Annotated in this window: 28 protein-coding genes; all 28 read right to left on the bottom strand. The window is 41.0% G+C overall.

Going from position 1 to position 24,445, the window contains the following annotated elements:
* Window positions 1-876 carry a MinD/ParA family protein gene (locus J7I93_RS10315; RefSeq protein WP_214725781.1) on the bottom strand — a complete coding sequence of 292 codons (876 nt, stop codon included), beginning with the start codon at window positions 874-876 and terminating at the stop codon, window positions 1-3.
* Window positions 873-2,042, bottom strand: coding sequence for a flagellar biosynthesis GTPase FlhF (flhF, locus tag J7I93_RS10310; RefSeq protein ID WP_214725780.1), 1,170 nt, complete (start codon window positions 2,040-2,042; stop codon window positions 873-875). Before flhF ends, J7I93_RS10315 begins: the two co-directional genes overlap by 4 nt.
* Window positions 2,039-4,075: a flagellar biosynthesis protein FlhA gene (gene flhA / locus J7I93_RS10305; RefSeq protein WP_214725779.1), complete on the bottom strand. Its 2,037-nt coding sequence runs from the start codon at window positions 4,073-4,075 to the stop codon at window positions 2,039-2,041. The genes flhF and flhA overlap by 4 nt, the downstream gene beginning before the upstream one ends.
* Before the next feature lie 112 nt (window positions 4,076-4,187).
* Window positions 4,188-5,273, bottom strand: coding sequence for a flagellar biosynthesis protein FlhB (gene flhB, locus J7I93_RS10300; RefSeq protein WP_214725778.1), 1,086 nt, complete (start codon window positions 5,271-5,273; stop codon window positions 4,188-4,190).
* A gap of 4 nt (window positions 5,274-5,277) precedes the next feature.
* Entirely contained in the window at window positions 5,278-6,054 is a 777-nt protein-coding gene (gene fliR / locus J7I93_RS10295; RefSeq protein ID WP_214725777.1) for a flagellar biosynthetic protein FliR, read from the bottom strand.
* Between the two features lie 4 nt (window positions 6,055-6,058).
* Window positions 6,059-6,328: a flagellar biosynthesis protein FliQ gene (fliQ, locus tag J7I93_RS10290; protein WP_110065678.1), complete on the bottom strand. Its 270-nt coding sequence runs from the start codon at window positions 6,326-6,328 to the stop codon at window positions 6,059-6,061.
* Window positions 6,329-6,345: 17 nt separating this feature from the next.
* A complete protein-coding gene (gene fliP / locus J7I93_RS10285) occupies window positions 6,346-7,011 on the bottom strand; it encodes a flagellar type III secretion system pore protein FliP (RefSeq protein ID WP_214725776.1) in 666 nt (221 codons plus the stop codon).
* Complete coding sequence (locus J7I93_RS10280; RefSeq protein ID WP_214988124.1) at window positions 7,008-7,670, bottom strand: flagellar biosynthetic protein FliO; 663 nt, start codon at window positions 7,668-7,670, stop codon at window positions 7,008-7,010. Before J7I93_RS10280 ends, fliP begins: the two co-directional genes overlap by 4 nt.
* A gap of 29 nt (window positions 7,671-7,699) precedes the next feature.
* On the bottom strand, window positions 7,700-8,062 hold the full coding sequence (locus tag J7I93_RS10275) for a chemotaxis protein CheY (RefSeq protein WP_053436464.1): 363 nt from the start codon (window positions 8,060-8,062) through the stop codon (window positions 7,700-7,702).
* Window positions 8,063-8,084: 22 nt separating this feature from the next.
* A complete protein-coding gene (gene fliY, locus J7I93_RS10270) occupies window positions 8,085-9,389 on the bottom strand; it encodes a flagellar motor switch phosphatase FliY (RefSeq protein WP_214725818.1) in 1,305 nt (434 codons plus the stop codon).
* Entirely contained in the window at window positions 9,376-10,377 is a 1,002-nt protein-coding gene (gene fliM / locus J7I93_RS10265; RefSeq protein WP_214725775.1) for a flagellar motor switch protein FliM, read from the bottom strand. Before fliM ends, fliY begins: the two co-directional genes overlap by 14 nt.
* Before the next feature lie 40 nt (window positions 10,378-10,417).
* The gene (fliL, locus tag J7I93_RS10260) at window positions 10,418-10,846 is read right to left on the bottom strand and encodes a flagellar basal body-associated protein FliL (RefSeq protein WP_214725774.1); all 429 of its coding nucleotides are present in this window, start codon (window positions 10,844-10,846) and stop codon (window positions 10,418-10,420) included.
* Window positions 10,836-11,057 carry a flagellar FlbD family protein gene (locus J7I93_RS10255; protein WP_214725773.1) on the bottom strand — a complete coding sequence of 74 codons (222 nt, stop codon included), beginning with the start codon at window positions 11,055-11,057 and terminating at the stop codon, window positions 10,836-10,838. The genes fliL and J7I93_RS10255 overlap by 11 nt, the downstream gene beginning before the upstream one ends.
* Before the next feature lie 52 nt (window positions 11,058-11,109).
* Window positions 11,110-11,958, bottom strand: coding sequence for a flagellar basal body rod protein FlgG (flgG, locus tag J7I93_RS10250; protein WP_214725772.1), 849 nt, complete (start codon window positions 11,956-11,958; stop codon window positions 11,110-11,112).
* Between the two features lie 76 nt (window positions 11,959-12,034).
* A complete protein-coding gene (locus J7I93_RS10245) occupies window positions 12,035-12,424 on the bottom strand; it encodes a TIGR02530 family flagellar biosynthesis protein (RefSeq protein ID WP_214725771.1) in 390 nt (129 codons plus the stop codon).
* Window positions 12,425-12,529: 105 nt separating this feature from the next.
* Window positions 12,530-12,985, bottom strand: coding sequence for a flagellar hook assembly protein FlgD (flgD, locus tag J7I93_RS10240; protein ID WP_214725770.1), 456 nt, complete (start codon window positions 12,983-12,985; stop codon window positions 12,530-12,532).
* Between the two features lie 12 nt (window positions 12,986-12,997).
* On the bottom strand, window positions 12,998-14,257 hold the full coding sequence (locus J7I93_RS25525) for a flagellar hook-length control protein FliK (protein WP_214725769.1): 1,260 nt from the start codon (window positions 14,255-14,257) through the stop codon (window positions 12,998-13,000).
* Window positions 14,258-14,564: 307 nt separating this feature from the next.
* Window positions 14,565-15,173 carry a MotE family protein gene (locus tag J7I93_RS10230; protein ID WP_214725768.1) on the bottom strand — a complete coding sequence of 203 codons (609 nt, stop codon included), beginning with the start codon at window positions 15,171-15,173 and terminating at the stop codon, window positions 14,565-14,567.
* 8 nt (window positions 15,174-15,181) lie between these two features.
* Window positions 15,182-15,625, bottom strand: a complete 444-nt coding sequence (gene fliJ, locus J7I93_RS10225) for a flagellar export protein FliJ (RefSeq protein WP_214725767.1) — start codon at window positions 15,623-15,625, stop codon at window positions 15,182-15,184.
* 3 nt (window positions 15,626-15,628) lie between these two features.
* The gene (gene fliI / locus J7I93_RS10220) at window positions 15,629-16,945 is read right to left on the bottom strand and encodes a flagellar protein export ATPase FliI (RefSeq protein ID WP_214725766.1); all 1,317 of its coding nucleotides are present in this window, start codon (window positions 16,943-16,945) and stop codon (window positions 15,629-15,631) included.
* Window positions 16,942-17,727 (bottom strand): flagellar assembly protein FliH, encoded by a 786-nt coding sequence (gene fliH, locus J7I93_RS10215; RefSeq protein ID WP_214725765.1) that lies wholly within the window; start codon window positions 17,725-17,727, stop codon window positions 16,942-16,944. Before fliH ends, fliI begins: the two co-directional genes overlap by 4 nt.
* Complete coding sequence (fliG, locus tag J7I93_RS10210; protein WP_214725764.1) at window positions 17,711-18,727, bottom strand: flagellar motor switch protein FliG; 1,017 nt, start codon at window positions 18,725-18,727, stop codon at window positions 17,711-17,713. The genes fliH and fliG overlap by 17 nt, the downstream gene beginning before the upstream one ends.
* A gap of 13 nt (window positions 18,728-18,740) precedes the next feature.
* The gene (fliF, locus tag J7I93_RS10205) at window positions 18,741-20,339 is read right to left on the bottom strand and encodes a flagellar basal-body MS-ring/collar protein FliF (protein WP_214725763.1); all 1,599 of its coding nucleotides are present in this window, start codon (window positions 20,337-20,339) and stop codon (window positions 18,741-18,743) included.
* Between the two features lie 176 nt (window positions 20,340-20,515).
* Complete coding sequence (gene fliE, locus J7I93_RS10200) at window positions 20,516-20,821, bottom strand: flagellar hook-basal body complex protein FliE (protein ID WP_214725762.1); 306 nt, start codon at window positions 20,819-20,821, stop codon at window positions 20,516-20,518.
* 12 nt (window positions 20,822-20,833) lie between these two features.
* Complete coding sequence (gene flgC, locus J7I93_RS10195) at window positions 20,834-21,286, bottom strand: flagellar basal body rod protein FlgC (RefSeq protein ID WP_214725761.1); 453 nt, start codon at window positions 21,284-21,286, stop codon at window positions 20,834-20,836.
* Window positions 21,287-21,288: 2 nt separating this feature from the next.
* Window positions 21,289-21,684, bottom strand: a complete 396-nt coding sequence (gene flgB, locus J7I93_RS10190) for a flagellar basal body rod protein FlgB (protein WP_214725760.1) — start codon at window positions 21,682-21,684, stop codon at window positions 21,289-21,291.
* 424 nt (window positions 21,685-22,108) lie between these two features.
* A complete protein-coding gene (gene codY / locus J7I93_RS10185) occupies window positions 22,109-22,888 on the bottom strand; it encodes a GTP-sensing pleiotropic transcriptional regulator CodY (RefSeq protein WP_214725759.1) in 780 nt (259 codons plus the stop codon).
* A gap of 142 nt (window positions 22,889-23,030) precedes the next feature.
* The gene (gene hslU / locus J7I93_RS10180; protein ID WP_214725758.1) at window positions 23,031-24,437 is read right to left on the bottom strand and encodes an ATP-dependent protease ATPase subunit HslU; all 1,407 of its coding nucleotides are present in this window, start codon (window positions 24,435-24,437) and stop codon (window positions 23,031-23,033) included.
* Window positions 24,438-24,445 lie beyond the last annotated feature (8 nt).

Here is a 24,445-nt window from a genome sequence, read left to right as displayed (position 1 = left end):
TCACTGCCTTTCAAAAAGAAATTTCTTTAGCTTTGATATAAATTGGTAGGAATGATTTTTCCCTGCTGCCGAATCGGCTGGCCGGCAGCCCATTTTATCAGCCATATGTTGAATAGCTTTCGCAGCAGGAGATTTTTCATGGTAGAGGATAAAAGGAATTTGTCTTTTTACCGCCTGCTGGATGTATCGGTCATCAGGCAGAATACCAAGTAAAAAAGATTCTCTTCCTAGGAATCTTTTTAAAACATCAGAAAGTCTTTTAAACGTATCCTGACCTTCCTTTTCTCCTTGTGCCCTGTTTAAGACTATATAAAAAGGGATACTGTCATCCAGCAGATGTATTTGCTTCATAGCCGAATAGGCATCAGTAATCGAAGTAGGTTCAGGTGTTGTAATCACTGCAATTTCCTGTACTGAGAGGATGAATCTTGCTGATTCCTCAGTAATGCCCGCACCCATATCAAAAATCACATAATCATAGTTTCCCATGAGGGCAGCCAACTCCTCAGTAAATCTTGAAATTTGTTCATCCTCAAGTTTTACTATATGGGAAAGCCCCGTTCCCCCGGCAATATAGCGGAGTCCATTTGGGCCTTCTGCTACAATATCGTTTAAAGATCGATTCTTTTCAAAAAAATCGGCTATAGAGTAAGTAGATGTTCTTCCCATTAGGATATCAAGGTTGCCCATTCCAATATCCATGTCAAATAATAAAACTTTATCGCCTTTTTGGCACAGGGAAATAGAAAAATTCAAAGAGAAATTTGATTTCCCCACGCCCCCTTTTCCGCTGACAACTGCTATTGTTTTGGACATGGGGCGTTTGCTGCTTTCCTCGAGCAGCCTCGCTCTCAGCTTCTCTGCCTGGTCGTTCATTTTATCGTCCCCAATAACTGCTTTACAATAACATTTGGCTCTGCAGCAAGGATATCATCCGGGACATCCTGGCCATTTGTTATATATGCTGCACCTTTTTTATATTTATGGATTAAGTTATACATTGCTCCATAGGTTGAGGTTTCGTCTGCTTTCGTAAAGATCAGCTTATCAATATCGATGATGGAAAATTGCCTGTAGATATCCTCCATATCCCTCTGTTTCGCTGTAAGCGAGAGAACTAAAAAGGTTTCCATATCATTTTTAAAATCAATGACATTTAGCAAATCTTCTACATACTGTTTATTTCGGAAATTCCGGCCAGCTGTATCAATTAAAATTAAATCATTTTCTTTAAGCTTTTCTGCTGCTTGCTTGAAATCTTCTATTGTATAGCAAACCTCCAGAGGAACATTTAATATTTTGGCATAAGTTTTTAATTGATCGATAGCCGCTATTCTATAGGTATCTGTTGTAATAAACGCAACCTTTTTTTTATGCTTAATTACACACTCTGCTGCCATTTTTGCAAGTGTGGTTGTCTTGCCGACCCCAGTTGGCCCTGCAACATTGATATATTTTTTGGTAAAAGATATTCCCCCAAAAGGAATTCCATCTATCTCTCTCTCCAGCTCTGTTTCCGTCCACTCCAACACTTCAGAATCCCCTGCACCTGCTCCGCTCTGATGCCATTTTTCAAGCAATGCGACAAGAGCTTGATCCTGAAGGTTTTTCTCCAGTTCTTGCTCATTAAGAATGGCCTGAACTTTCTTGATTGCTTCAGGATAGGATGGACCGCTTTGTTGGGTGGCAGCCAAATTGGACATCATTCTTTTCAGGTCGCTAATTTCCTTTATCATTTCATCCGATGGCTTGATATCTGATTGCAGGTTTGCTTTTCTTGTTTGTTCCTCTGCTTTCTTCTGAGATTGGTATGAAGAAGTCCTTTTCTGTGGAGAAGCAGGATTTATTAGAGGCTTCTTCTCTATTTCACGTTTTGGATCTACCGCTGCCATCACTTCTATGCTTCTTTTTTTAAAAAAGCCGAGTACTCCGCCAGTATGAACAACTCTTGAATTTAAAATAACAGCCTCATTCCCAAGCTCTGCCCGAATTTGTTTCATTGCATCAGGCATTGAAGATGCTATATATTTTTTTACCTTCATTCAACATTCACCACCCCAACACTTTGAACCTCCGCATTTGCTTCAAGCTCGTTATAGGAAAGAATCGGTATTTGCGGAAAATACCTTTCCGTTAATTGCCTTACATACATTCTTACAGCCGGTGAACATAGCACGATCGGTGTCTGCTCCATTAGCGAAAGCTGCTCCACCTGTGAGGCAATGGACTCCAGTATGTTCTGGGAGGCTGCTGGGTCAAGAGATAAATAATTCCCATGCTCGGTCTGCTGGATGCCATCTGCAACTAATTTTTCAACCTTGCCGGAAAGGGTCACCACTTTTATCGAGTCACCCTGCTGTGAAAACTGGTTTGTGATTTGCCGTGCCAAGGACTGACGGGCATATTCTGTGAGCAAATCTGTATCGCTCGTCGTTTTAGCAAAATCAGCAAGCGTCTCAAAAATCACAGGAAGATTCCGTATTGAAATGTTTTCTCTTAAAAGTTTAGCCAATACCTTCTGAACTTCACCCACTGATAACGGATTTGGCGTAATCTCTTCGACAAGGATCGGATAACCTTCCTTCACATGATCAATCAGCTGCTTTGTCTCCTGTCTCCCTAACAGCTCATGGGCATTGCTCTTGATCACTTCTGTAATATGTGTCGAAACTACAGAAGGTGGATCTACAACCGTATAGCCAAAGATCTCTGCCTGTTCCTTCATTTCTTCGGTTATCCATTTAGCCGGTAAACCAAAAGATGGTTCTATCGTATCTATCCCTTCAATGCTGTCATCCTCAATACCGGGGCTCATCGCCAGGTAATGATCAAGCAAAAGCTCCCCCCGTGCCATTTCATTTCCTTTAATTTTCAGCCTATATTCATTCGGCTGGAGCTGAATATTATCACGAATTCTTACAACTGGAATAACTAACCCGAGTTCGATAGCCAGCTGCCTGCGGATCATGACAATCCTGTCAAGGAGATCCCCGCCCTGATTAGCATCAGCAAGCGGGATAAGTCCATAGCCGAATTCAAATTCAATCGGATCCACATTCAGCAGATTAACCACACTTTCAGGGCTTTTCATTTCATCGGTCTCTAGTTCTTCCTCCATTTCCAGCAATTGTTCTTTGTCCGGCTCAGGAGTTCGGGCTATCATATAACCTCCAAAAATTAATAAGCCGCCGATTGGCAATGTTAGAACAATGCCAATTGGGGTGAGTAATCCTAAAAGAATAATGGTTCCGCCAGTTACATATAGCATTTTAGGATACGCAAACAACTGTGAAGTAATATCTTTGCCAATGTTTCCATCAGATGCTGCCCTCGTAACAACAATTCCTGTTGCGGTAGAAATCAGAAGTGCCGGTATCTGGCTGACAATTCCGTCCCCCACCGTTAGCATCGAATATTTTACAGCTGCCTCTGCAATCGGAAGCCCCTGCTGCATCATCCCAATGATAATTCCAAACATTAGGTTAATGAGGGTAATGATGATACCCGCGATGGCATCCCCTTTTACAAACTTGCTCGCACCATCCATGGAACCGTAAAAATCGGATTCCCGGCTAATTTTTTCTCGCCGTTCACGAGCTTCGTGCTCTGAAATCATCCCTGCATTTAAGTCGGCGTCAATACTCATTTGTTTTCCTGGCATAGCATCAAGTGTAAAACGTGCTGCAACTTCAGAAACCCTCTCAGATCCCTTTGTAATAACAACAAACTGAATGATGACGAGTATTAAAAATACAACCAGCCCGACAATAACATTTCCCCCCGTAACAAAAGAACCAAATGTCTCAACGACTTTCCCTGCTTCCCCTTCAGAAAGAATCGAACGGGTTGTTGATACATTCAAGCCCAGCCGGAATAAAGTCATTAACAATATTAAGGAAGGAAAAATTGAAAACTCAAGCGCTTCTTTCATGTTCATTGCTGTTAACAGAACCATGAGCGCAAGTGCAATATTAATGATAATCAGTACACTTAAAAGCCAAGGTGGAAATGGAATAATAAGCATTGCTACAATTAAAATTACACTCATCAAAACGGATAAATCTCTTAGTGGCATAAATTTCTCTCCTTACATGAAAAAGCAGAAGCGTCTTGGCCGCCATTTTTCATGCTTCCAAAGACAAGCTATCACTTAAAGATGCCTATGGGATTTGGTTTATTTACTAGAATCAAATTTTGTTTTTTGTTCTGTATACATAAGCAAGAATCTCAGCGACCGCTTTGAAAAACTCTTCCGGGATTGCATCCCCTATCTCCGCCTGGCTGTATAGCGATCTTGCAAGCGGCCTGTTTTCAACTGCGATCACATCGTGTTCTTTTGCAATTAATTTAATCTTTTGTGCAACAAAGTCTACCCCTTTTGCTACCACAATGGGTGCGTCGCTCTTTCTTTCATCATAAGTTAGGGCAATGGCATAATGGGTTGGGTTGGTGATGACAACATCCGCTTTTGGAACCTCCTGCATCATTCTTCTCATCGCCATTTCCCGCTGTCTTTGTTTAATCTTAGACTTTATAAGGGGATCTCCCTCAATATTTTTGTACTCATCTTTCACATCCTGTTTGGACATGCGGATGTTTTTTTCAAAGTCATATTTCTGATAGAGATAATCCAGTACCGACAAAAACAAAAGGGCAGCGGATGCTATTAATCCCATCTGGACTGTCAGGCTGGCAATCGTACCCATCGCCGCCCCCACTGATTTTTGAGAGAGAATAAGAATTTCATCTATCCTTAGCCATAAAACAGTAAATGCTGCCATTCCTACAAAAGCAATTTTCAATATGGACTTCAGGAGTTCTACAATGGCCCTCATAGAAAAAATACGTTTAAAGCCTTTGATCGGATCCAGCTTTTCAAGCTTTGGCTGTATTGCTTCAGTTGAAAAAAGGACACCGACCTGCATGAAATTAGCTGCAACACCGGCAACCATAGCAATCAGCATAATCGGCCCCAGGAAAAGCACCAATTCTTTTAAAATATCAAGAAAAATAACCTGTATGTTCGCTTCCGTTAATTCCATCATCATATAATCGTTAAATGAATGGATAAAAATATAGAGAATAATATCCTTCAAATACGAGCCTGCAAACAGGAGAAAAAGAAATACAGCCAATAATACAAATGCTGTATTGACATCCTGGCTTTTGGCAACCTGCCCTTTTTTCCTGGAATCCTGCTTCTTTTTCGGTGTGGCTTTTTCTGTTTTCTCTCCAGCAAAATACTGCAGATCCAATGATAACAATAACTTCATATCATCATGAACCTCCCATAAGATCCATTAGTCCTCTCATCGTATCCAGCATTGCTGCAAAGAGCTGAGATACTGCAAAGAGCAATACACTCATGACAGCGATGAGGATAATGAAGCTGACACCAATTTTCAAAGGAAGCCCCACGACGAATACATTTAACTGCGGTACCGTTCTTGCTACAACCCCAAGTGCAACATCCACAAGGAAAAGACTTCCAACAACAGGTATGGACATTTGAAAAGCAATGATGAACATGGTATTTAAAGCCCTTATTACATATTCAGCCATATTTTCGTCTCCTAAGGGAATCCAGGGCAGCTCCAACGGGATAAAACTGTAGCTGTAAAATACGCCATCCAGCATGAGGTGGTGGCCATTTACCGTCAATAAAAAGAATAACGCAATTGTATATAAATACTGTCCCATCAGCGGACTTTGAGCACCTGTTTGCGGGTCAATCACATTCGCAATCGCAAACCCCATCTGAAAATCAATGAATCCTCCAGCAATCTGGATGGCTGAAAGCATTAAATAAGCAATAAAACCGATCATCAGCCCGACCAAGGCTTCTTTTATAATCAAAAGAAAATACGTTCCGCTGATTTCAAGTGATGGCACTTCCATTCCCAAAAACATAATCCAGGCCAGAAAGAAACCAAGGCCTATTTTATGTGAAGCAGGTATGGATCGGTATGAAAAAAGGGGCATCATCAAAAAGAAAGATGTCACCCTCACAAAAATAAGTAAAAAAGCAGGGAAAGCTGGCAAAAAATCTAACATGCCATCAACCTACAAACCTGGTCAAATTGGAGAAAATTTCATTCGCGTATGAAAGCATATGGCTAAGCATCCAGGGGCCAAAAAAAACAACACCCACAAGAACTGCTACGATCTTCGGTATAAATGCCAATGTCTGCTCCTGTATTTGGGTTGTAGCCTGAAAAATACTGACGATCAAGCCGACCACAAGCGCCAGGATAAGCAAGGGGCCGCAAATTAAGAGTACGGTGATAATCCCTCTTTCTGCAATGGATATTACTGTTTCTGGAGTCATTTTGAAAGTTCACCTGCTTAAAAGCTTTGTAAAAGAGATTTAACTACAAGATACCAGCCGTCTACCAGCACAAATAACAGAATTTTAAACGGCAATGAGATCATGACTGGCGGAAGCATCATCATTCCCATTGACATGAGGACGCTCGCAACCACCATATCAATGACAAGAAACGGAATAAATATCATAAATCCGATTTGAAAAGCAGTTTTAATCTCACTAATGGCAAAAGCGGGCACAAGGGCCGTTAAGGGAATATCTTCAATGGAGGTAGGAGCTTCTGCCTTGGAGTATTCAAGAAACAAAGCCAAATCCTTCTGTCTCGTATGTCCGCTCATAAACTCTTTAAAAGGCATGGAAGCTTTTTCATACGCTTCTTCCAGATTAATTTCTTCATTAAATAATGGTGTTAGAGCCTGCTCATTTACCTCCTGGAGTGTAGGTGCCATGATAAAAAATGTCAGGAACATGGACAATCCGATTAAAACCTGGTTCGGTGGCATTTGCTGGGTAGCAAGCGCCGTTCTGACAAAGGAAAGAACAATTACGATTCTTGTAAAGCTGGTCATTAAGATGAGAATACTGGGTGCAAGAGATAGGACAGTAAGCAATAAAAACAGCTTTACAGAGGTTGAAACACCCTCTGGAGAACTGCTATTGAAAAATTCCATAAATTCATTCATCGTTCGTCTGGCCCTTTCTTCTCTATCTCATCAAACAGCTTTCTTCTGCCCTTTTTGATTTCATCAAGCTGCTGCCCGAGCAGCGCACTGAATTTAGGGTTGTTTTGATCACTGTCACTTGTTTGTCTTGTTCTTTTCATCACCTTTGTCACAATATCGCTTGGGCGGATGAGCTGTTCCATTTTGTCATTGTGCTCTGTGATGATCTGACTGTATTCTTCCGAATCGTCAATTTCCTTTAACAGCTGTATATTCTCGCCTACCCCCACTACAAGAATCCGGTTGCCTACCTTTATTAACTGGACAGATCTGTTGGAACCCAAAGCAGTACCGCCCAAATTTTCAACAATCTGCGAACGATTGTATACCTTGCTTTTCTTATTAATGAATCTTAGGAGGATATATAGAAGGCCCACAGTGAAAATTGTTGCCAGTATCATCTTAAAGAAGTCCCAAAATGTCAGGCCGACAGTTCCCCTTTCCTGCTGTGCCGGCATGCCTTCTTTTGATGATATTCCTTCTTTTCCGCATTCCTTGGGATTTTCCATGCATTCCTTTACACTATTATTTAATTGTTCTGCGTGGGCCAGCGGCTGTATGCCCAGCAGAACAATTGATATAAGGAGCAGCAGAGCAAGCATTTTTCTTACATTCAACACAATTTTGCACCCTCTAAAAATAATAGTCACTAGCCCAATGTCTTGCCGATCGCTTCCAGTACTCTATCTGCCTGGAATGGTTTAACGATAAAGTCCTTTGCTCCAGCCTGGATTGCATCTATAACCATTGCCTGCTGCCCCATTGCAGAACACATAATCACTTTTGCACTCGGATTTATTTTTTTTATTTCTTTCAATGCAGTTATTCCATCCATCTCCGGCATTGTAATGTCCATTGTGACCAAATCCGGCTGAGTTTCTTTGTACTTTTCAACAGCTTGGGCACCATCAGCAGCTTCGCCTACTACCTCGTATCCATTCTTTGATAAAATATCTTTGATCATCATACGCATGAAAGCTGCGTCATCTACAATTAAAATTTTGTGTGCCATATTTCTTTACTACCTCCATGAATTATCTGAGTTTTTTAATACGATCGCTCTGGCTGATAATATCTGTAACGCGGACACCGAAGTTTTCATCAATGACCACTACCTCGCCCTGGGCAATTAACCGGTTGTTCACCAGTATGTCTACCGGTTCACCAGCAAGCTTGTCCAGCTCAATAATTGATCCAGAAGCCAGTTCAAGAATTTCCTTTACCGAGCGTTTTGTTCTTCCAAGCTCAACCGTTACCTGAAGCGGGATATCCAAAAGCATATCCAAATTTTTTGTTCCAGTTTCCTGCATCTGGTATGGTTCGAAACTCGAGAAAACCGCTGGCTGAACATTCGGCTGTTCACCAACCTGATATGCCCCTCCTAAGTGCTGCGGGCTCGAATGCTGCGCTTCCTGTGGCACAGATGCCTGATGCTGTGGATATGGGGCCTGATTCATAGCATGCTGTGAGTATGTTGCCTGACCTGCTGCATTTCCTGCTTGGGCAAAGGTCAGTCCATAGCTTCCTCCGTGTGTCTCCGGCTGGTTTTCAAAACCTTGATGGTGCTGGGGTATTTCCGGTTGTGTTTTGGGCATTAACCCTTCTTCAGCCAAAGTGCTTGATGCTTCACTTTCTGGAGCCTGGACCGGATTTAATAATTCGTTTACAAGACTTTTTCCAAAATCGAGTGGAAGAAGCTGCATGATATTCGAGTCTATTAAACTTCCGATTTTAAGCCGGAATGAGATCCTGACAAGCATGTCTTCAGACGGCAATCTTTCTGTGCCTTCTCCTTGAGGCACGTCAAGGATATCAATTGCAGGCGGTGAGATATCTACTTTTTTGCCGAAAATTGTAGACATCGAAGTCGCTGCTGACCCCATCATTTGATTCATGGCCTCCTGGACCGCACTTAATTGGATTTCTCCCATGAGCTCCGGCGGGTTGGTTCCATCTCCGCCAAGCATCAGATCTGCAATAATTGCCGCATCCGATTGTTTAATCACTAATAAATTGCTTCCGTAGAATCCTTCCGTATAATTCACCTGGATCGCCACATATGGATGCGGAAACTCTTCGGATAATTTTCCGCGCAGGACAATTGAAACGGCTGGTGTTGTAATTTCTACTTTCTGATTTAGTAAGGTAGATAATGCCGTAGCAGAACTTCCAAAGGAGATGTTGCCGATTTCTCCTAATGCATCCTGCTCCATATGGGACAAGTAATCTTCAGTCTGAAAAAATTCCTCCTTAAAACCTGTTAAATCATCCTCATTATCATCGGCTCCCCTTAAGAGAGCATCAATTTCATCTTGTGAAAGCATATCATCGCTCATTATCCCCATCTCCCCCTTTCACGGTATCCAAAATTTGTATCGCTAATTTTTTGTTCATTTTACCAGGCTGTCCCAAAAATTTCGGAATATCGCCAATTTTTATAATCAGAGGCTGGTCTATCACCTGAGTTAATTCAATCACGTCACCTACACCAAGGGATAAAAAGTCCTGGATGGCTATATCTGAGCTTCCAAGTTCACAAATGACAGGAACTTCTGCTTTGTGTATGTTCCGTTCAATCTTGGCGATTACTTCAGGCTCTCTTTCCTTTTTGTCGGTCTGCATCCAGTAATGGACGGACAGCTTAGGAATAATGGGCTCGAGCACAACATGAGGAATACAGATATTGATCATTCCGCTTGTTTCCCCAATGGTTGTATTTAACGAAATAACCACAACTGTTTCATTTGGCGATACCATTTGCAGGAATTGCGGATTCACTTCAAAGTCAGCCAATAGCGGATCGATATCTGCTATTGTGCTCCAAGCCTCCCTAAGATTTTCAAAAGCCCTTTCAAATGTGGCCGACATAATTTTTGTTTCAATCTCTGTTAAATTATCCACTTTGTTAATGCTTGAGCCTTTGCCGCCCATTAGCCTGTCCATCATGGCATAGGCTACGTTCGGATTTATTTCCATAAGGATTCTTCCATTCAGAGGCGGAACTTCAAACACATTCAGAATTGTCATTTTGGGGATGGACCGGATAAATTCCTCATATGGTATCTGATCAGCAGAAGCGACAGAAATTTGCACATAGGTTCTTAACTGCGCTGAAAAAAAGGTTGTTAAGAGACGGGCAAAATTCTCATGTATTCTCGTTAGACTCCGTATCTGATCCTTTGAAAACCTTAACGCTCTCTTAAAATCATATACTTTTACTTTTTTCTCTGACTGCTCTTTTTTCAGCTCATCCGCATCCATTTCACCTGTTGATAGTGCTGATAAAAGAGCATCGATTTCACTTTGTGATAAAACCTCACCCGACATGAATCCTCACCTCCGTCAATTGCAGTTTCTTATTTGGGTATCACTGGAGGAGAGACTCGGTAATGTACACCTTAACGATCTTTCCTTCTTGCATTAAGCCGTTTATCTTGTTTTTCAAATCTTCCTGCAGCTTGATTTGGCCTTGTTTCCCCTGAATATCCTCAGCTTTCATTTCAGATAATTCCTGAATGATTAGATTTTTCACCTGAAAATCTCTTTTTTCAAGTTCCGTTTTGGCTTTTTTGCTCTCAGTCTGGATTTTGAAAGAGATCCTGATATAATCGTCACTTGCCAGGTTCGCTGTAACCTGGGGAATATCCACCGAAGCCTCAAGCACTTCATCAATAGTCGGCTCTTTAGTTCCCTCATCCCCCGTAAATTTCATCACTACCACAAGGGCAATAGCTCCTACCAGGGTGATCGCAACAAGCATAATTAACATAATCATTAATAGCTTATTATTCTTCATTTTCATTTCCCTCCACCAGCTGTTGCCCCAGAAGATTGACAGATTGATAGAATTTTATAATCAATTGCAAAACCGTATCTTCTGATTCCTTTACAACATACTTCTTGCCGTTTGCGAGCGTAATTGTCGTATCTGGAAAAGACTCTACTATTTCTATGTACAACGCATTTAAAATAAATCCTTTGCCGTTCAGGCGAGATACTTTAATCAATGTCTTTATCAGGGCTAAAAATTTTTATTCTCAGCCCTGTCCCTCCCTTAACTTATCGTTTTAAATTAACAAGCTCCTGCAGGATTTCATCTGATGTTGTTATGATTCTTGTGTTAGCCTGGAAACCGCGCTGGGCTGTGATCATTTCAGTGAACTCTTCGGATAGGTCCACGTTGGACATTTCAAGGGCTCCGGCAACGATAGAGCCTGCACCCGTATCACCTTCTGCTATCCCTTTTAATGGTTCGCCTGAATTTGTTGTTTCTTGGTAATTATTGCTGCCTACTTTTTCTAGACCACCGGTATTTGAAAACTTTGTAATAGCTATTTGTCCAGCAGTCTGCAATTCTCCGTCCTTATCAACATATGAAATGGTACCGTCACTTCCAATGCTGAAGCTTTTTGAATCAGTAGGAATATTAATCGGTGCTTCCGTTTCCGTAACTACTCCATTCACAATGGTTTTCACACCTACTAAATACTTACCTTCTGCGTTTACTATGTCTCCACCGGAATCAAGATAAAAGTTTCCGGAACGAGTATAGGTGCTTCCTACTATTAATCCACCACTGCCATTTGCAACTTCAAAAAATCCATCTCCTGAAATGGCAAGGTCCAATGATCTTCCTGTTGTCTGTAAACTGCCTTGTGTGTGGATCGTATCAATTGTCGATAACTGTGATCCAAGACCGACCTGCTTAGGGTTTACTCCACCCTTAAGAGGTGCTACAGTTGTCGGGGCACTTGCACCAGAGATGCTCTGACTCACCATATCCTGAAAAGTCACTCGGCCTTTCTTATACCCAAAAGTATTCACATTCGCAATATTATTGCCTATCACATCAAGCTTTGTTTGAAAGTTTTTCATTCCGCTTATTCCTGAATACATTGAACGTAGCATTAGTTGGTTGCTCCCCTCGTTTTGCTGCTTCTGTCAGTCTGCAGCTTAGGCTTCCTGTGAAGGTCCAGCCTTAAATTTATTGGTCCAAAATAATGGTTCCATTGATATTTGTGAAAATTTGCGTCCCGGCTTCTTCACGATCCATCGCCGTAATCACGGTATTATTTTTTACACTGACAATAAGTGCCGCATCCTTTAGCAGTACAAGTGATTCCTTTACGCCCATCTTTTTGGCTTCCTGCAGCTTTGTTTCGATTTGATGCCACCGTTCATTAGTTATGTGTATTCCTCTTTGATGGAGCCTCTGTCTGGCATGTTTGCTGACTATTAGCTTGCTGTCAGTCTCCAGGGCTGTTTGCAAATGCACTGAAAAACGATTTTGTGTTTGTTTTCCTGAATGGACGCCATTTGTCTTTTGTGTGATTACTGGCTGTGTATGGATCGGACGAAACATAAATTTATCCATCCAACCGCTTCCTTGTGTTTAATTGAATTAAGTTTATCCGTGAGGATCCAATACTATTACTTCAGCACCCCGCTTGAAAATATCCCCTTATCCCGGTTAATCTTTTTACGAGTCATTCACCTGAGAAATATTTGCAGGTTCCAGCTTTGTTCCGTCTTCCAGTATAAAAACTGCTCTATTATCTTTAAACTGGATGGAAACTATTCTTCCGTTCCCTTCTTCAATGCTTGGAGTCTGATTTGAATCACTTGTTTCAGTCAGTTTATGCCAGGTTACATTCTTGCCCAAAAATTGATTGTAAGACATCAGCTGATTTTGCTCCTGGAACATCACAAGTTTTTCCATTGTCTTATTCATATTAGTCATTTGCTCCAGGGATGAAAAGGTTGCCATTTGGGCAATAAAATCCTTATCCTGCATAGGATTCATCGGATCCTGATTTTGCAGCTGTGTCATTAGTATCTTAAGAAAATCATCTTTGCCTAAAATATCCGAGCCTGTCTTGCGACTTTGGCTTTGATAGTTTGATAGCATTAAAGATGAATCAATTGTATTTGCCATTTCCTATCACACCTATACTTCAGTATTGAGAAGTGCTTCTTCAAACGAGTTATTAAATTTGCTTTCAGTCTGCGGGTTTTTATTTTCTTGATTTTGCTGCTGTCCCTGTCCCTGATGCTGTGGATCTTTATTAAATGCACGCTCCTGCTGGGTCATTTGCTGTGAAATTTCAATTTTTTCTACCTGTAAGTTTTGCAAACTGAAAGCCTGTTTAAGCCCATTTAATTGCGAATCCAAAATCTCCTTTGCAGATGCAGTCGATGTTAGTATTCTCGCGATCATCGTCGAATCCTTTTGGATTAGCTCAATACGAAGGGCTCCAAGATGGGCTGGATTCAGCTTTATAAAAAGCTTTTGCGCGCCTCCCGTTTTCAGGAAACTACTTTTCGATAAAATGCTTTCAAATTGCTGAATCAATTGGTCTGCGGTAACAGCCTTTCCCTGCTGGTGCATCATCAGAAGTTGTTCAGGCTTTGAAAATTGCTGGATTTGGATATGTCCTTGTAACCCGCCATCAAATCTTGACAGTATTTTTGAAAAAGAATCTCCAGTATTTTCAAGTCCTGCAGAGTTCTTTTGCTTATGCTGGCTTATTTCGTCTATAAACGGGGTGAAAATTTTTTGTAACGTTTCAGCTTTATCAAATGAACCCTTCCTATTCTTTAATAGTCCCTCAAGCTTTGCCTGGACATCTTTCAAAAAAACCTTTAAATTATTCGAGCTTCCGATAGAATCCTGATATGCTGTGAGCATGTCAAAAAGCTTTAAAGCTTTTAATATTTGTCCAACTTCCTTCCCTTTTATCAGGCTGAATTCCTGTACATCCAGCAATGAGATGTTTGCAATCAGGGCATCAATCTTTACCTCTGCAGAATTACTCTCAATTGCTTCATCGTATACATTCTCTAATCTGATGTTTGGGCTAAGGTTCTCTGCAAACCCTTCCAGCCCCCTAAGCAGTTCTTCCATTGATAGGTTTAATTGTTCGGCTATTATACTCACATTATTTGTACCTGTTTGCAGTGCAGCTTGTTCAATGAGTTCCTGCCCATTTTTCAATTCGGATAAATCGATAAGCCCCAGAAACTGACTTAATTCTTCTAATTCCTCACTCAACCTTTCCTCTTCGGCCAAATTTGCAGCCATGCTTTCCCCGCCGCTTATCAAAGTTGAAAACAAACTGGCAAAACCGCTGGCCTTTTCTCCTGAAAAGGAAGCTTTATTTCCCGAAGAGAATTGTGAATGTATAATGCCTAACCCGCCAATTTCCACTTTTCCACCCCCTTTCACCCCTCTTAATTGCTCTTTTCGTATAGATTGTTGTTTTTACTTAAGAACTCTGCCCGTTGATTTCAGCACGAGGCACTCAGCGAACCACGGAGCTACCGGGAGCCTCCTCGACGCTCCCGAGTCTGCGGGGTCTCCCTTGGAACGCTACTCCCGTAGGACGTTGAATAAGCTTCTCCGAACGGACACCTCGTTGTAAGAAAATGCGGCAGCATTTTCGCGGGATTAGCGCCTTCCGCTCCAATCAACTCAGTGATTAAAATTGGTTCGAACTTTGCGAAAACAGCGTTTATCAATTATTTTGAACGTTACTCTCTTTAGCTGCAGTGAGCAGTGCCGTATAGTGCGCTGCATCTTCAGGATCCATTTTCTCCATAATCGCAGCCAGTGTATCAGCCTTTACATTTGATAAGATCTTTACAGCTTCTTCATCCTTCATTTCTGTCAGGATAGGTGCTGCTTTTTTGGCAGAGATTGATTCATAGGTTTTCACTATATCTTTAAATGCCCGTTTATTTTCTTCCTTGATAGCTGTCAGTTCTTCGATTTCCTGTTCCAGGCGCTGTTTTTCCAGCCCCGCTCTCTCAATTTCCAATTCTTTGCTGTCAAGCTGGCTTTCCAGCTGTGTTATCCTTGCTTCACGATCCTTGATTTCTGCTTCCAGTTCAATAAGCTGTGATTCCATAACCTCTGAATTGGAGCTTTCTCCATTAAAAATAGAAGAAAGTAAGGGTACCTTTTGGCCATACTCCTTAGCCGTTTCAAAGACGTTATTGCCTGATAACGTAAAAACCAAGAGCGCTACAGTTACAGCAAATAGAATCGGAATGAAGAAAGCGAATAAAAACCATTGAAATTTACTTGCTTTTTGAGATGCTTGTTCTTCTGGCATTCTATCCATTTAACCACCTAATTTCCCCGGTTCATAAAAAGCTGAATCGAGATATCATCCATTTGCCTGCCTTCTGTTTGTTTTAAGTTTTCCACGAAGCTGGCTAAATCTTTTTCTTTCATTTTTTCATATTTTTTTACTTCAATATTCTTTTCCATTAGTTTTTCTTGCTGAAAATTCATCTGGCTCCGTGCATTGGCTACCATTTTTTGATAGTGATCAATTGTTTTTTCCAGGCTATTTACAAAATGCTGATGGTGCCTGATTTCCTGTACTGGCAGTCCTATCGAAAGCCTTGATTGCTGATAGGCTTCCAGATCTTCCTTCTTTTTAAGGAGCTCATATAATTTCCCTGCTGCTTCTTCAAAACGCTTTACTGCCTGCCTGTATACATCAAATGCCTGATCTTTTTCTCTTTCTTTAATATGAAGAATTTTATTGAATTTAAATTGATACTGCATCTGTTATACTCCTTTTCCAGCTATTCCTTTCAGTTGGCCGACGCTTTCCAAGATAGAAATTTTTTCATGTGTTTCTTGTTTTAAGAAAGAGATAATGGAAGGATATAACCGGATTGCTTCATCGATTTCTAAGGAAGACCCGCGCTTATAGGCGCCAATATTAATTAAATCCTCAGCATTTATATAGGTGCTCAGCAATTCTCTGACTTTTTCAGCTGATTTGATATGATCAGAATCTGCAATATGATTCATTACCCTGCTTACACTTTTAAGTACATTTATGGCTGGGTACTGGCCTTTATTGGCAAGCGCCCGATCCAGAACATAATGCCCATCGAGAATTCCCCTGACTGTATCTGCAATTGGCTCATTCATATCATCCCCGTCAACCAATACAGTATAAAATGCAGTAATGGAACCATATTCATTAGTGCCCGTTCTCTCCAGAAGCTTAGGGAGAACAGCAAATACGGAAGGTGTATAGCCCTTTGTGGTCGGCGGTTCACCGACTGCAAGCCCAATCTCCCTCTGTGCCATCGCCACCCGTGTAACTGAATCCATCATGAGCATGACATTTAAGCCTTTATCCCTGAAATACTCAGCAATGGCGGTTGCTGTATAGGCGCCCTTAATCCTCATGAGTGCTGGCTGGTCAGAGGTAGCCACCACAACGATCGATCTTCTCAAGCCTTCAGGCCCCAAATCCCTCTCGATAAATTCACGGACCTCTCTGCCCCGTTCGCCAATTAGAGCTATAACATTTAAATCAGCATTGGTATTTCGGGCAATCATACCGAGAAGTGTACTTTTCCCTACTCCGCTTCCTGCAAAAATCCCAACTCTTTGGCCATTTCCTACAGTCAGCATACTATCAATCATCCGCACACCAACTTCAATAGGCTCTGAGATCGGAGGCCTTTTTAACGGGTTTGGCGGAGATTGCTCGGTTAGTACAGACGTTAGGCCTTTTGGTAGCTGGGAGCCATCGAGAGGCTGCCCCAGAGAATCAATAACCTGACCAATTAAAGCCGGTCCGACTTTAACCTCAAGAGGCTTGGATGATGCTTCTACCAGACAGCCGGGAGAGATGTCCTGAACATCGGTATAAGGCATGAGAATCACACTTTCATGTTTAAAGCCGACAACCTCTGCTAGGATTTTTCTTGTGCGGTCCTTTCCAATATGGATACAGCAAACATCTCCAACTGAGCTTTCGGGCCCTTGGGATTCAATCATTAACCCTACTACTCTCTTTACTCTCCCAAATCGCTTATAACTATCAATTTTATCAATCTGATCGAGCAGTTCATCCAGCTTCATTGCTCCTCACTCTCCAGAAGTTCGAAAAGCCTTCTTTTAATTTCCTCCAGCTGGCTATCTATGCTGGCTTCAATCCTTCCGTTCGCAGATTCTATTATGCAGCTTGTATGGCTGAGTTCCTCATCTGGATAAATGTATAAATCCGTTTCTTTTGGAAAGACCATAATCAGCTCTTCCTTGTGTGACAGCAGCAGCTCGTAATGGACTGGATTTACATGGAGCTGAATTTCGCTGTATTCCCTTGCTTCTTTTAGCGCCTTTTTCACAATGGAAAGAAATTGGTCGCTATTTTGATCAAGAACTTGACCAAGTATTCTTCCTGCAGCTTTCATACCTAAATTCAATATCGTCCGTTCTGACGATGCAACATGGAGATGATAGTCTTGTTTTGCTGAATGAACAACCTCTTTAGCTGATTGAATCAGGCTCCTATAATCTTCAAATCCGCTTTGCCTTCCTTCATCAACCCCAGCAGCAAAGCCCTGTTGGCGGGCTTCCTCGAAGACAGCTTGTTTTTCATGTTCAAGCTCTTCCCTTTGCTGATTGATATGGTGGTTGATTTTTTCGGCTTCTGCTCTGGCAGCCTCAACTATGTCTGCTGCTTCCTGGCGTGCCGCTTGCAGCATTGCTTCGATTTGCTCATCTGTTCTTCTAAAATTTTGCTCTTGAGCTTGATCTGGTGTTTTTTGATGATTATCCAGTATTTTTATTGAGATAACTTTCTTTTCCCCTTGGACTGGCTTGGGGGAGAGTGATTTTATTAACCTAGACAATAATATCATCTCCTCCGCCGCGGGCGACGATGATTTCACCTGATTCTTCCAATCTGCGGATAATACCAACAATTCTTGATTGTGCCTCTTCAACATCCCTTAGCCTTACAGGACCCATATACTCCATTTCATCCTTAAAGGTCTCAACCATTCTTGAGGACATATTTTTAAAGACAATTTCTTTCACTTCATCACTGGAGACCTTCAGTGAAAGCATAAGATCTTCACTCTCACAATCGCGAATCACACGCTGTATAGCCCGATTATCTAGCGTAACAATGTCTTCAAACACAAACATTCTTTTCTTGATCTCCTCAGCTAGTTCAGGATCCTGAATTTCCAATGCATCCAAAATAGTTCTCTCTGTAGCGCGGTCAACCCCATTAAGCACATCGACAACAGATTCGATGCCCCCTGTTTGCGTATAGTCCTGTGTGACAGTTGAGGAAAGCTTTCGTTCCAGAATTTGTTCAACCTCGTTAATGATTTCAGGAGATGTGCTATCCATTACAGCAATCCTCCTGGCAATATCCGCCTGCATTTCCTGGGGCAGCTCTGATAAAATTTGCCCGGCCTGCGGCGGGTCGAGGTAAGACAGAATTAACGATATGGTTTGTGGATGTTCATTCTGTATAAAATTTAATATTTGAGCTGGATCTGCTTTTCTGGCAAAATCAAACGGCCTGACCTGCAGAGAAGACGTAAGCCTATTGATGATGGCTGAAGCCTGCTCTGTTCCCAGGGCTTTTTCAAGTACTGTTTTCGCATATCCTATCCCGCCCTGTGATATATAATCCTGAGCCAGCGCAATTTGGTGAAATTCTTCAAGAATCTCTTCTTTGGCAAAAGAATCAACTTTGCGTACGCCTGAAATTTCAAGTGTTAATTTTTCAATTTCTTCTTCACTTAAATGTTTATAAACGGAGGACGCTACATCAGGACCAAGTGAAATAAGAAGAATAGCCGCCTTTTGTTTACCTGTTAACTCTTTCTGATCTCTTTTTGGCAATTTTTATTCCTCCTTAGTCTTCAGCAATCCATGTGCGAAGCAATTTCGCAAAATCCTCAGGCTTTTCCTTTGCCATTTTTTCCAGCTGCTTTCGCCTCATTGTACTTTCTGTTTCATGTTCTTCATTTACATCAGGAACATTGAATGTTTCCTGTACCTTTGCCGCCATCTCTCCCTCTTCCTGCCGCTGGTTCTTTCTGGCTTTAACAAATAGGAAAATTAATAGGGCGATTATTAACAGCAGCATTCCTCCTACAGCATAAATCCACCATGGCAGTACAGGAACAGCTTCGTTCGGGAATTCTACCTTGCCATTAAACGGCTGGACTGAGACGACAATTTTGTCTTCAATCACCTCATCTGTTAATTCAGCTTCAGCCGCGTCTTTATTAATAGTCGTGCGGACAATAGTACCAAGAATTTGTGTAATATCATTGATTCTTTCCTGTGGAAGTGAGGCTGGATCATCCGCATTCGGCGGCTCAACCATTACCTGGATTCCCAAATCCCTTACTTTGTATGGACTTTCCACAATTTCTTTTCTAATCTTATTCACTTCATTGTTGATCGTTTCTTCTATTCGTTCGTAATCACCGTTGGAGGTGTTCCCTTCCAGATATTCGGATCCGAGTGAATCTGCCGGACTTTCTCCTTGCGGATTACCCCCAACCGCTTCCCCATTGCCAGTAAATGTTTCAGTAATTTTTTGGGCACTGATTGCTATGCCCTCCATATTTTCTTCATCAACTGGCGAAACGAGGTTTTCTTCTCTATTTTCTTGGGTAAAATCAATATCGGCAGTCACTGAGACTACCACTTTGTCTTGCCCCATCAGGGTGCCCAGCATATTCTGGACTTGGCGCTGAACATCTCTTTCAATTTCCTTCTTTATTTCATGCTGGGCAGCAAACGTGCTGCCAGGTGAAGAATTTTGATTATTTTTTAAATCAAAGTACTCAAAAAACTGGTTCGTAATGACGATATTATCAGTGGGAAGATTTGGTATACTTTTCGCCACCAGGTGATATAGCGCCTGAATCTGTGATTCTTCAAATTGATAACCTGCTTTGGTATTAAGGACGATGGATGCAGATGCCTCTTCAGAAAGGTCATTTACGAAAATCCCTTTTTCAGGAAGGTTAATCATTACTTTTGCATCGTTGACACCATCAATGCCTTTCATCAGGTTGGCAAGCTCCGTTTGCATGGCATCCAGTTTCAGAACATTGAATTCATTTTCAGTCATGCCGATTCCAGCATTTTGGCTGAAGAATGAATAATCAATGCTTCCTGATTTAGGAATTCCTTCGGCAGCAAGCTCAACTTTTAGAGTGTCCACTACCTCTTCCGGTACTTTGATGGTTGTACCGCCATCTGTTATTTCTGATTGAATCCCTCTGCTATCAAGGCTCTCTTTGATTGTGCCTGTTTCAGATGGGGTCAAATTGCTGTATAAAGGAACTAGGGTTGTCCTGGTTGCCAGAATTGATGCGGCTGCAATCAGCAATATAAGGAAAATAGCGGAACCGATAAATATATTTTTCTGCTTCTTTGTTCTGCTGCCCCAATATTCTTTTACTTTTACTACATATCTTTGAAACGACTCATTCATCACAATCCCCCGGTTATTCTGTCTAAGCTAATAACCGCAACTCACTAGTTTTTAGCTTTAATCATATGTAACGCATTAAAAAATTGAAAAGCCAGCCCATAAATTGGACTTATTCAGCTTTTCAATTTACGTGGCTTAAATCTTTCCGAGAAGCTGCTGCAGCTTCAGCGTTTCTATTAAACTTGCATTCTCATTGCTTCCTGATATGCTTCAATTACTTTATTTCTAACTTCAAGAGCAGCCTGCATGGTGATGCTCGCTTTTTGTGAAGTAATCATTACCTGATGGAGATCAATATTCTCTCCTCTTGCCAGTTTTTCTGTCATCACATCTGACTGGATTTGGGCTTCATTAATTTTTTCAATTGATTGCTTTAATACCGACGAAAAACTCTGCTGTGCTTCGAATGTTGTATATGTATGGGTCTTTGCGTTTTCAGTCTGTTTTAGAGAATGTACAGGATTAAAAGTTACTTTATTCATTCATTACTCTCCCTATTTGCCTATTTCTAGTGCTTTCATCATCATACCCTTTGAGGCATTAAAAACAGTTACATTGGCTTCATAGGATCTTGTTGCACCAATTAAATCCACCATTTCTCTTAGCGGATCCACATTTGGCATCTCAACGTATCCATTTTCATCCGCGTCAACATGGGTGGGGTCGTAAACCATTTTAGTCGGTGTTTCTCTGTCTTCGATAATTCTGGACACTTTTACGCCGTTGCCGCCTGAAATCCCTCTCCCCATACTCATTGCCATATTCAAAAAGGAGGAGAACTGTCCTTCATTCGGCTCCAAAATAACTGACTTTCTTCTGTAAGGCCCTTCCCCGGTTACACTCCTGGTTGAGTCTGCATTTGCCATATTGGATGAAATCACATCCATACGAAGTCTTTGGGCTGTTAGGGCAGATGCTGTGTTATTCATACTGTGAAATATGGACATTCTTATTTTCCTCCCCTTATAACATTCTGCAGACTTGAAAATTTCCCGCTCATTCTTTCTATCATTGCATTGTAATAAATTTGATTTGTCGCTAAATCCGACATTTCTTTATCAAGATCCACACTATTTCCATTATGGTTATACGAAACATTCCTTTTTGTGACCAGACCCTGTGCAGAAGATGCGCTGCCGTTAAAGTCATAATGCCTCGCATCGCTTTTATTTGCTTCCAAAGATCCATTAACTGCCTGTTGGAAGGCTTCTTTAAAACTGGCATCCTTCGCTTTATAGTTTGGTGTATCAGCATTTGCAATATTATGTGATATGACCTTTTGCTTAAGTGACGAGTAATCTAAAGCATGTTCAATTGTGGATATGGTTCCTGAAAACAGTTTCAATGCTCACACCTCAAATTTTAATAACTACTGGTAATTATTGTAGAAATTTGGTGATAATGGACAAATTATGTCATCATAAACATTATTGTAATGAATATGAAATAATATGTCTATGTACATCAGGTTAATTTTAATGATTCTTTAGTCCTATTTTCGACAAATTTTTAAAATATGCTGAAAGTTATATTTAGATTATCTAGATATTTCCATATTTTATGATCCCTTTCCTATAATAGCTTTCACCGCCTTCGTACCCCGAGTCTATATAAGACTTTTGAATCATTCATCTATTTTTCACAAAATGAATAATGGAAGAAGATGAGTCGTTTTACTTACCAATTTATACATAATTACATATATTTACCATATTAATTTGTAATTTTTTTGTAACAAAAAAACCCGCCATTTTTGACGGGTTTTCTTTTTAGTTTGATTTAAGTTTTTCTAGTTCAACTAAGAATTTATCATTTAATACCTTTATATAAGTACCCTTCATTCCAAGTGAGCGGGACTCAATAACTCCTGCACTCTCAAGTTTTCTAAGAGCATTGACAATTACAGAGCGCGTAATTCCAACACGATCGGCAATTTTTGATGCAACAAGAAGTCCCTCGTTGCCGTTAAGTTCTTCGAAAATATGTTCAATTGCTTCGAGTTCACTGTATGATAGGGAGCTAATAGCCATTTGTACAACTGCTTTGCTGCGTGCTTCCTCTTCAATTTCTTCTGCTTTTTCACGAAGAATTTCCATACCAACTACGGTAGCACCATATTCAGCAAGAATTAAATCATCATCATGGAATTGCTCCTGCAATCTGGCAAGGATAAGCGTACCAAGACGCTCACCGCCACCGATAATTGGCACAATTGTTGTTAGACCATTAGCGAAAAGGTCTTTATTCTCAATTGGGAATGCAGTGTATTCACTGTCTACATCAAGGTTAGACGAAGTTTCCTGGATATTGAAAAGGTTTTTCGTATATTCCTCAGGGAATTGGCGATCTGCAAGCATTTGCTTCATTCGCTCATTTTCAATTTGCTGGTTAACAGCAAATCCCAGCAGCTTCCCTCTGCGGCTCACTACGAAAATATTCGCTTCGATTACATCACTTAGTGTTTCTGACATTTCTTTGAAATTAACCGGTTTTCCGGCTGCTCTTTGGAGCATTGCATTAATTTTTCTTGTTTTTGTTAATAAATCCATTGTATTTCCTCCTATTTGCTACAACCAATAAACATATATTTTGTTAAGATTAACTATCTTATTGCTTCAAATTATTATGACTAAATTCAGGCTTCTTTTTTTCGTCTACCCTTTCACTTGCCTCATCAAACAAAAGCCATTATCAAAGGATAAATTGACTTAAATCTTTGTTCCGTGAAATGGCTCCAAGCTTATCCTCAACATATTGAGGAGTGATTGTAATTTTTTCCATGGTGATATCTGGCGCTTCAAAGGATAAATCCTCAAGGAGCTTTTCCATAATGGTATGAAGACGTCTTGCTCCGATATTATCCGTATTTTGGTTAACGTCGAATGCGAATTCAGCAATCCTACGAATAGCATCGTCAGAAAATTCAATTTGTATACCTTCAGTTACCAATAAAGCTTCATATTGTTTTATTAGAGCATTATCAGGCTCCACTAGAATTTTGTAGAAGTCCTCCACTGTAAGCTTAGTAAGCTCTACACGGATTGGAAAACGTCCCTGCAATTCAGGTATGAGGTCAGAAGGCTTCGCCATATGAAATGCTCCAGCAGCAATAAATAGAACATGGTCTGTTTTGACAGAACCATATTTAGTTACTACCGTAGAACCTTCTACTACAGGCAGAATATCTCTTTGGACACCTTCCCTTGAAACGTCTGCTGAAGAACCTCCGCTGTTTTTGCTTGCGATCTTATCGATTTCATCAATGAAAATAATTCCGGATTGTTCAGCACGGAATACCGCCTCCTGGCTGACCTCATCCATATCTATCAGCTTTTGTGCTTCTTCATTTGTTAATATCTGTCTTGCTTCACGCACCGTCAGTTTTCGCTTTTTCCTGCGCTTAGGCATCAGACTGCCAAGAGCATCCTGCATGTTCATACCCATCTGCTCCATCCCGGAGCCCTGCAGCATATCAAACATGGAAGGCTGCTGTTCTTCCACTTCAACAGTGATAACCTCATCTTCAAGTTCACCAAGAGCTAGTTTTTCTTTAACAATCTTGCGCTTCTCCTGCAGGTTAAAATCTTCTGTCTGATATGAATCCTGCTGCTGCTGATCATTTCCACCTCCGAATAGCATTTCAAGAGGGTTTTTATAATTAGCTGCCTTTTTTGCTCCAGGTACAAGCAGTTCAAGAATTCGGCGGTTTGCACTTTCTTCCGCTCTTTCTTTAACACTTGACATTTTTTCTTCTTTAACGAGTCGTACAGAAGTTTCCACAAGATCTCTGACCATTGATTCAACATCTCTTCCCACATACCCTACTTCTGTAAATTTTGTTGCTTCGACTTTAACAAAAGGGGCACCAACCAATTTTGCCATACGGCGGGCAATTTCCGTCTTACCTACACCAGTAGGCCCAATCATCAAAATGTTTTTTGGATTGATTTCATCACGTAGGTTTTCTTCAAGCAAGCTGCGGCGGTAGCGATTTCTAAGAGCAACAGCAACAGCCTTTTTTGCATCTTTTTGTCCAATGATAAATTGGTCCAGACGGTCAACAATCTGGCGGGGAGTTAAATTTGTTCCTTTACCCATGTAACAGC

Source organism: Bacillus sp. ISL-47 (genome assembly GCF_018613175.1).
GTDB lineage: Bacteria > Bacillota > Bacilli > Bacillales > Cytobacillaceae > Cytobacillus.
The sequence above is the reverse complement of the archived record's forward strand: the minus strand, read 5'-3'. Positions and strand labels throughout refer to the sequence as shown.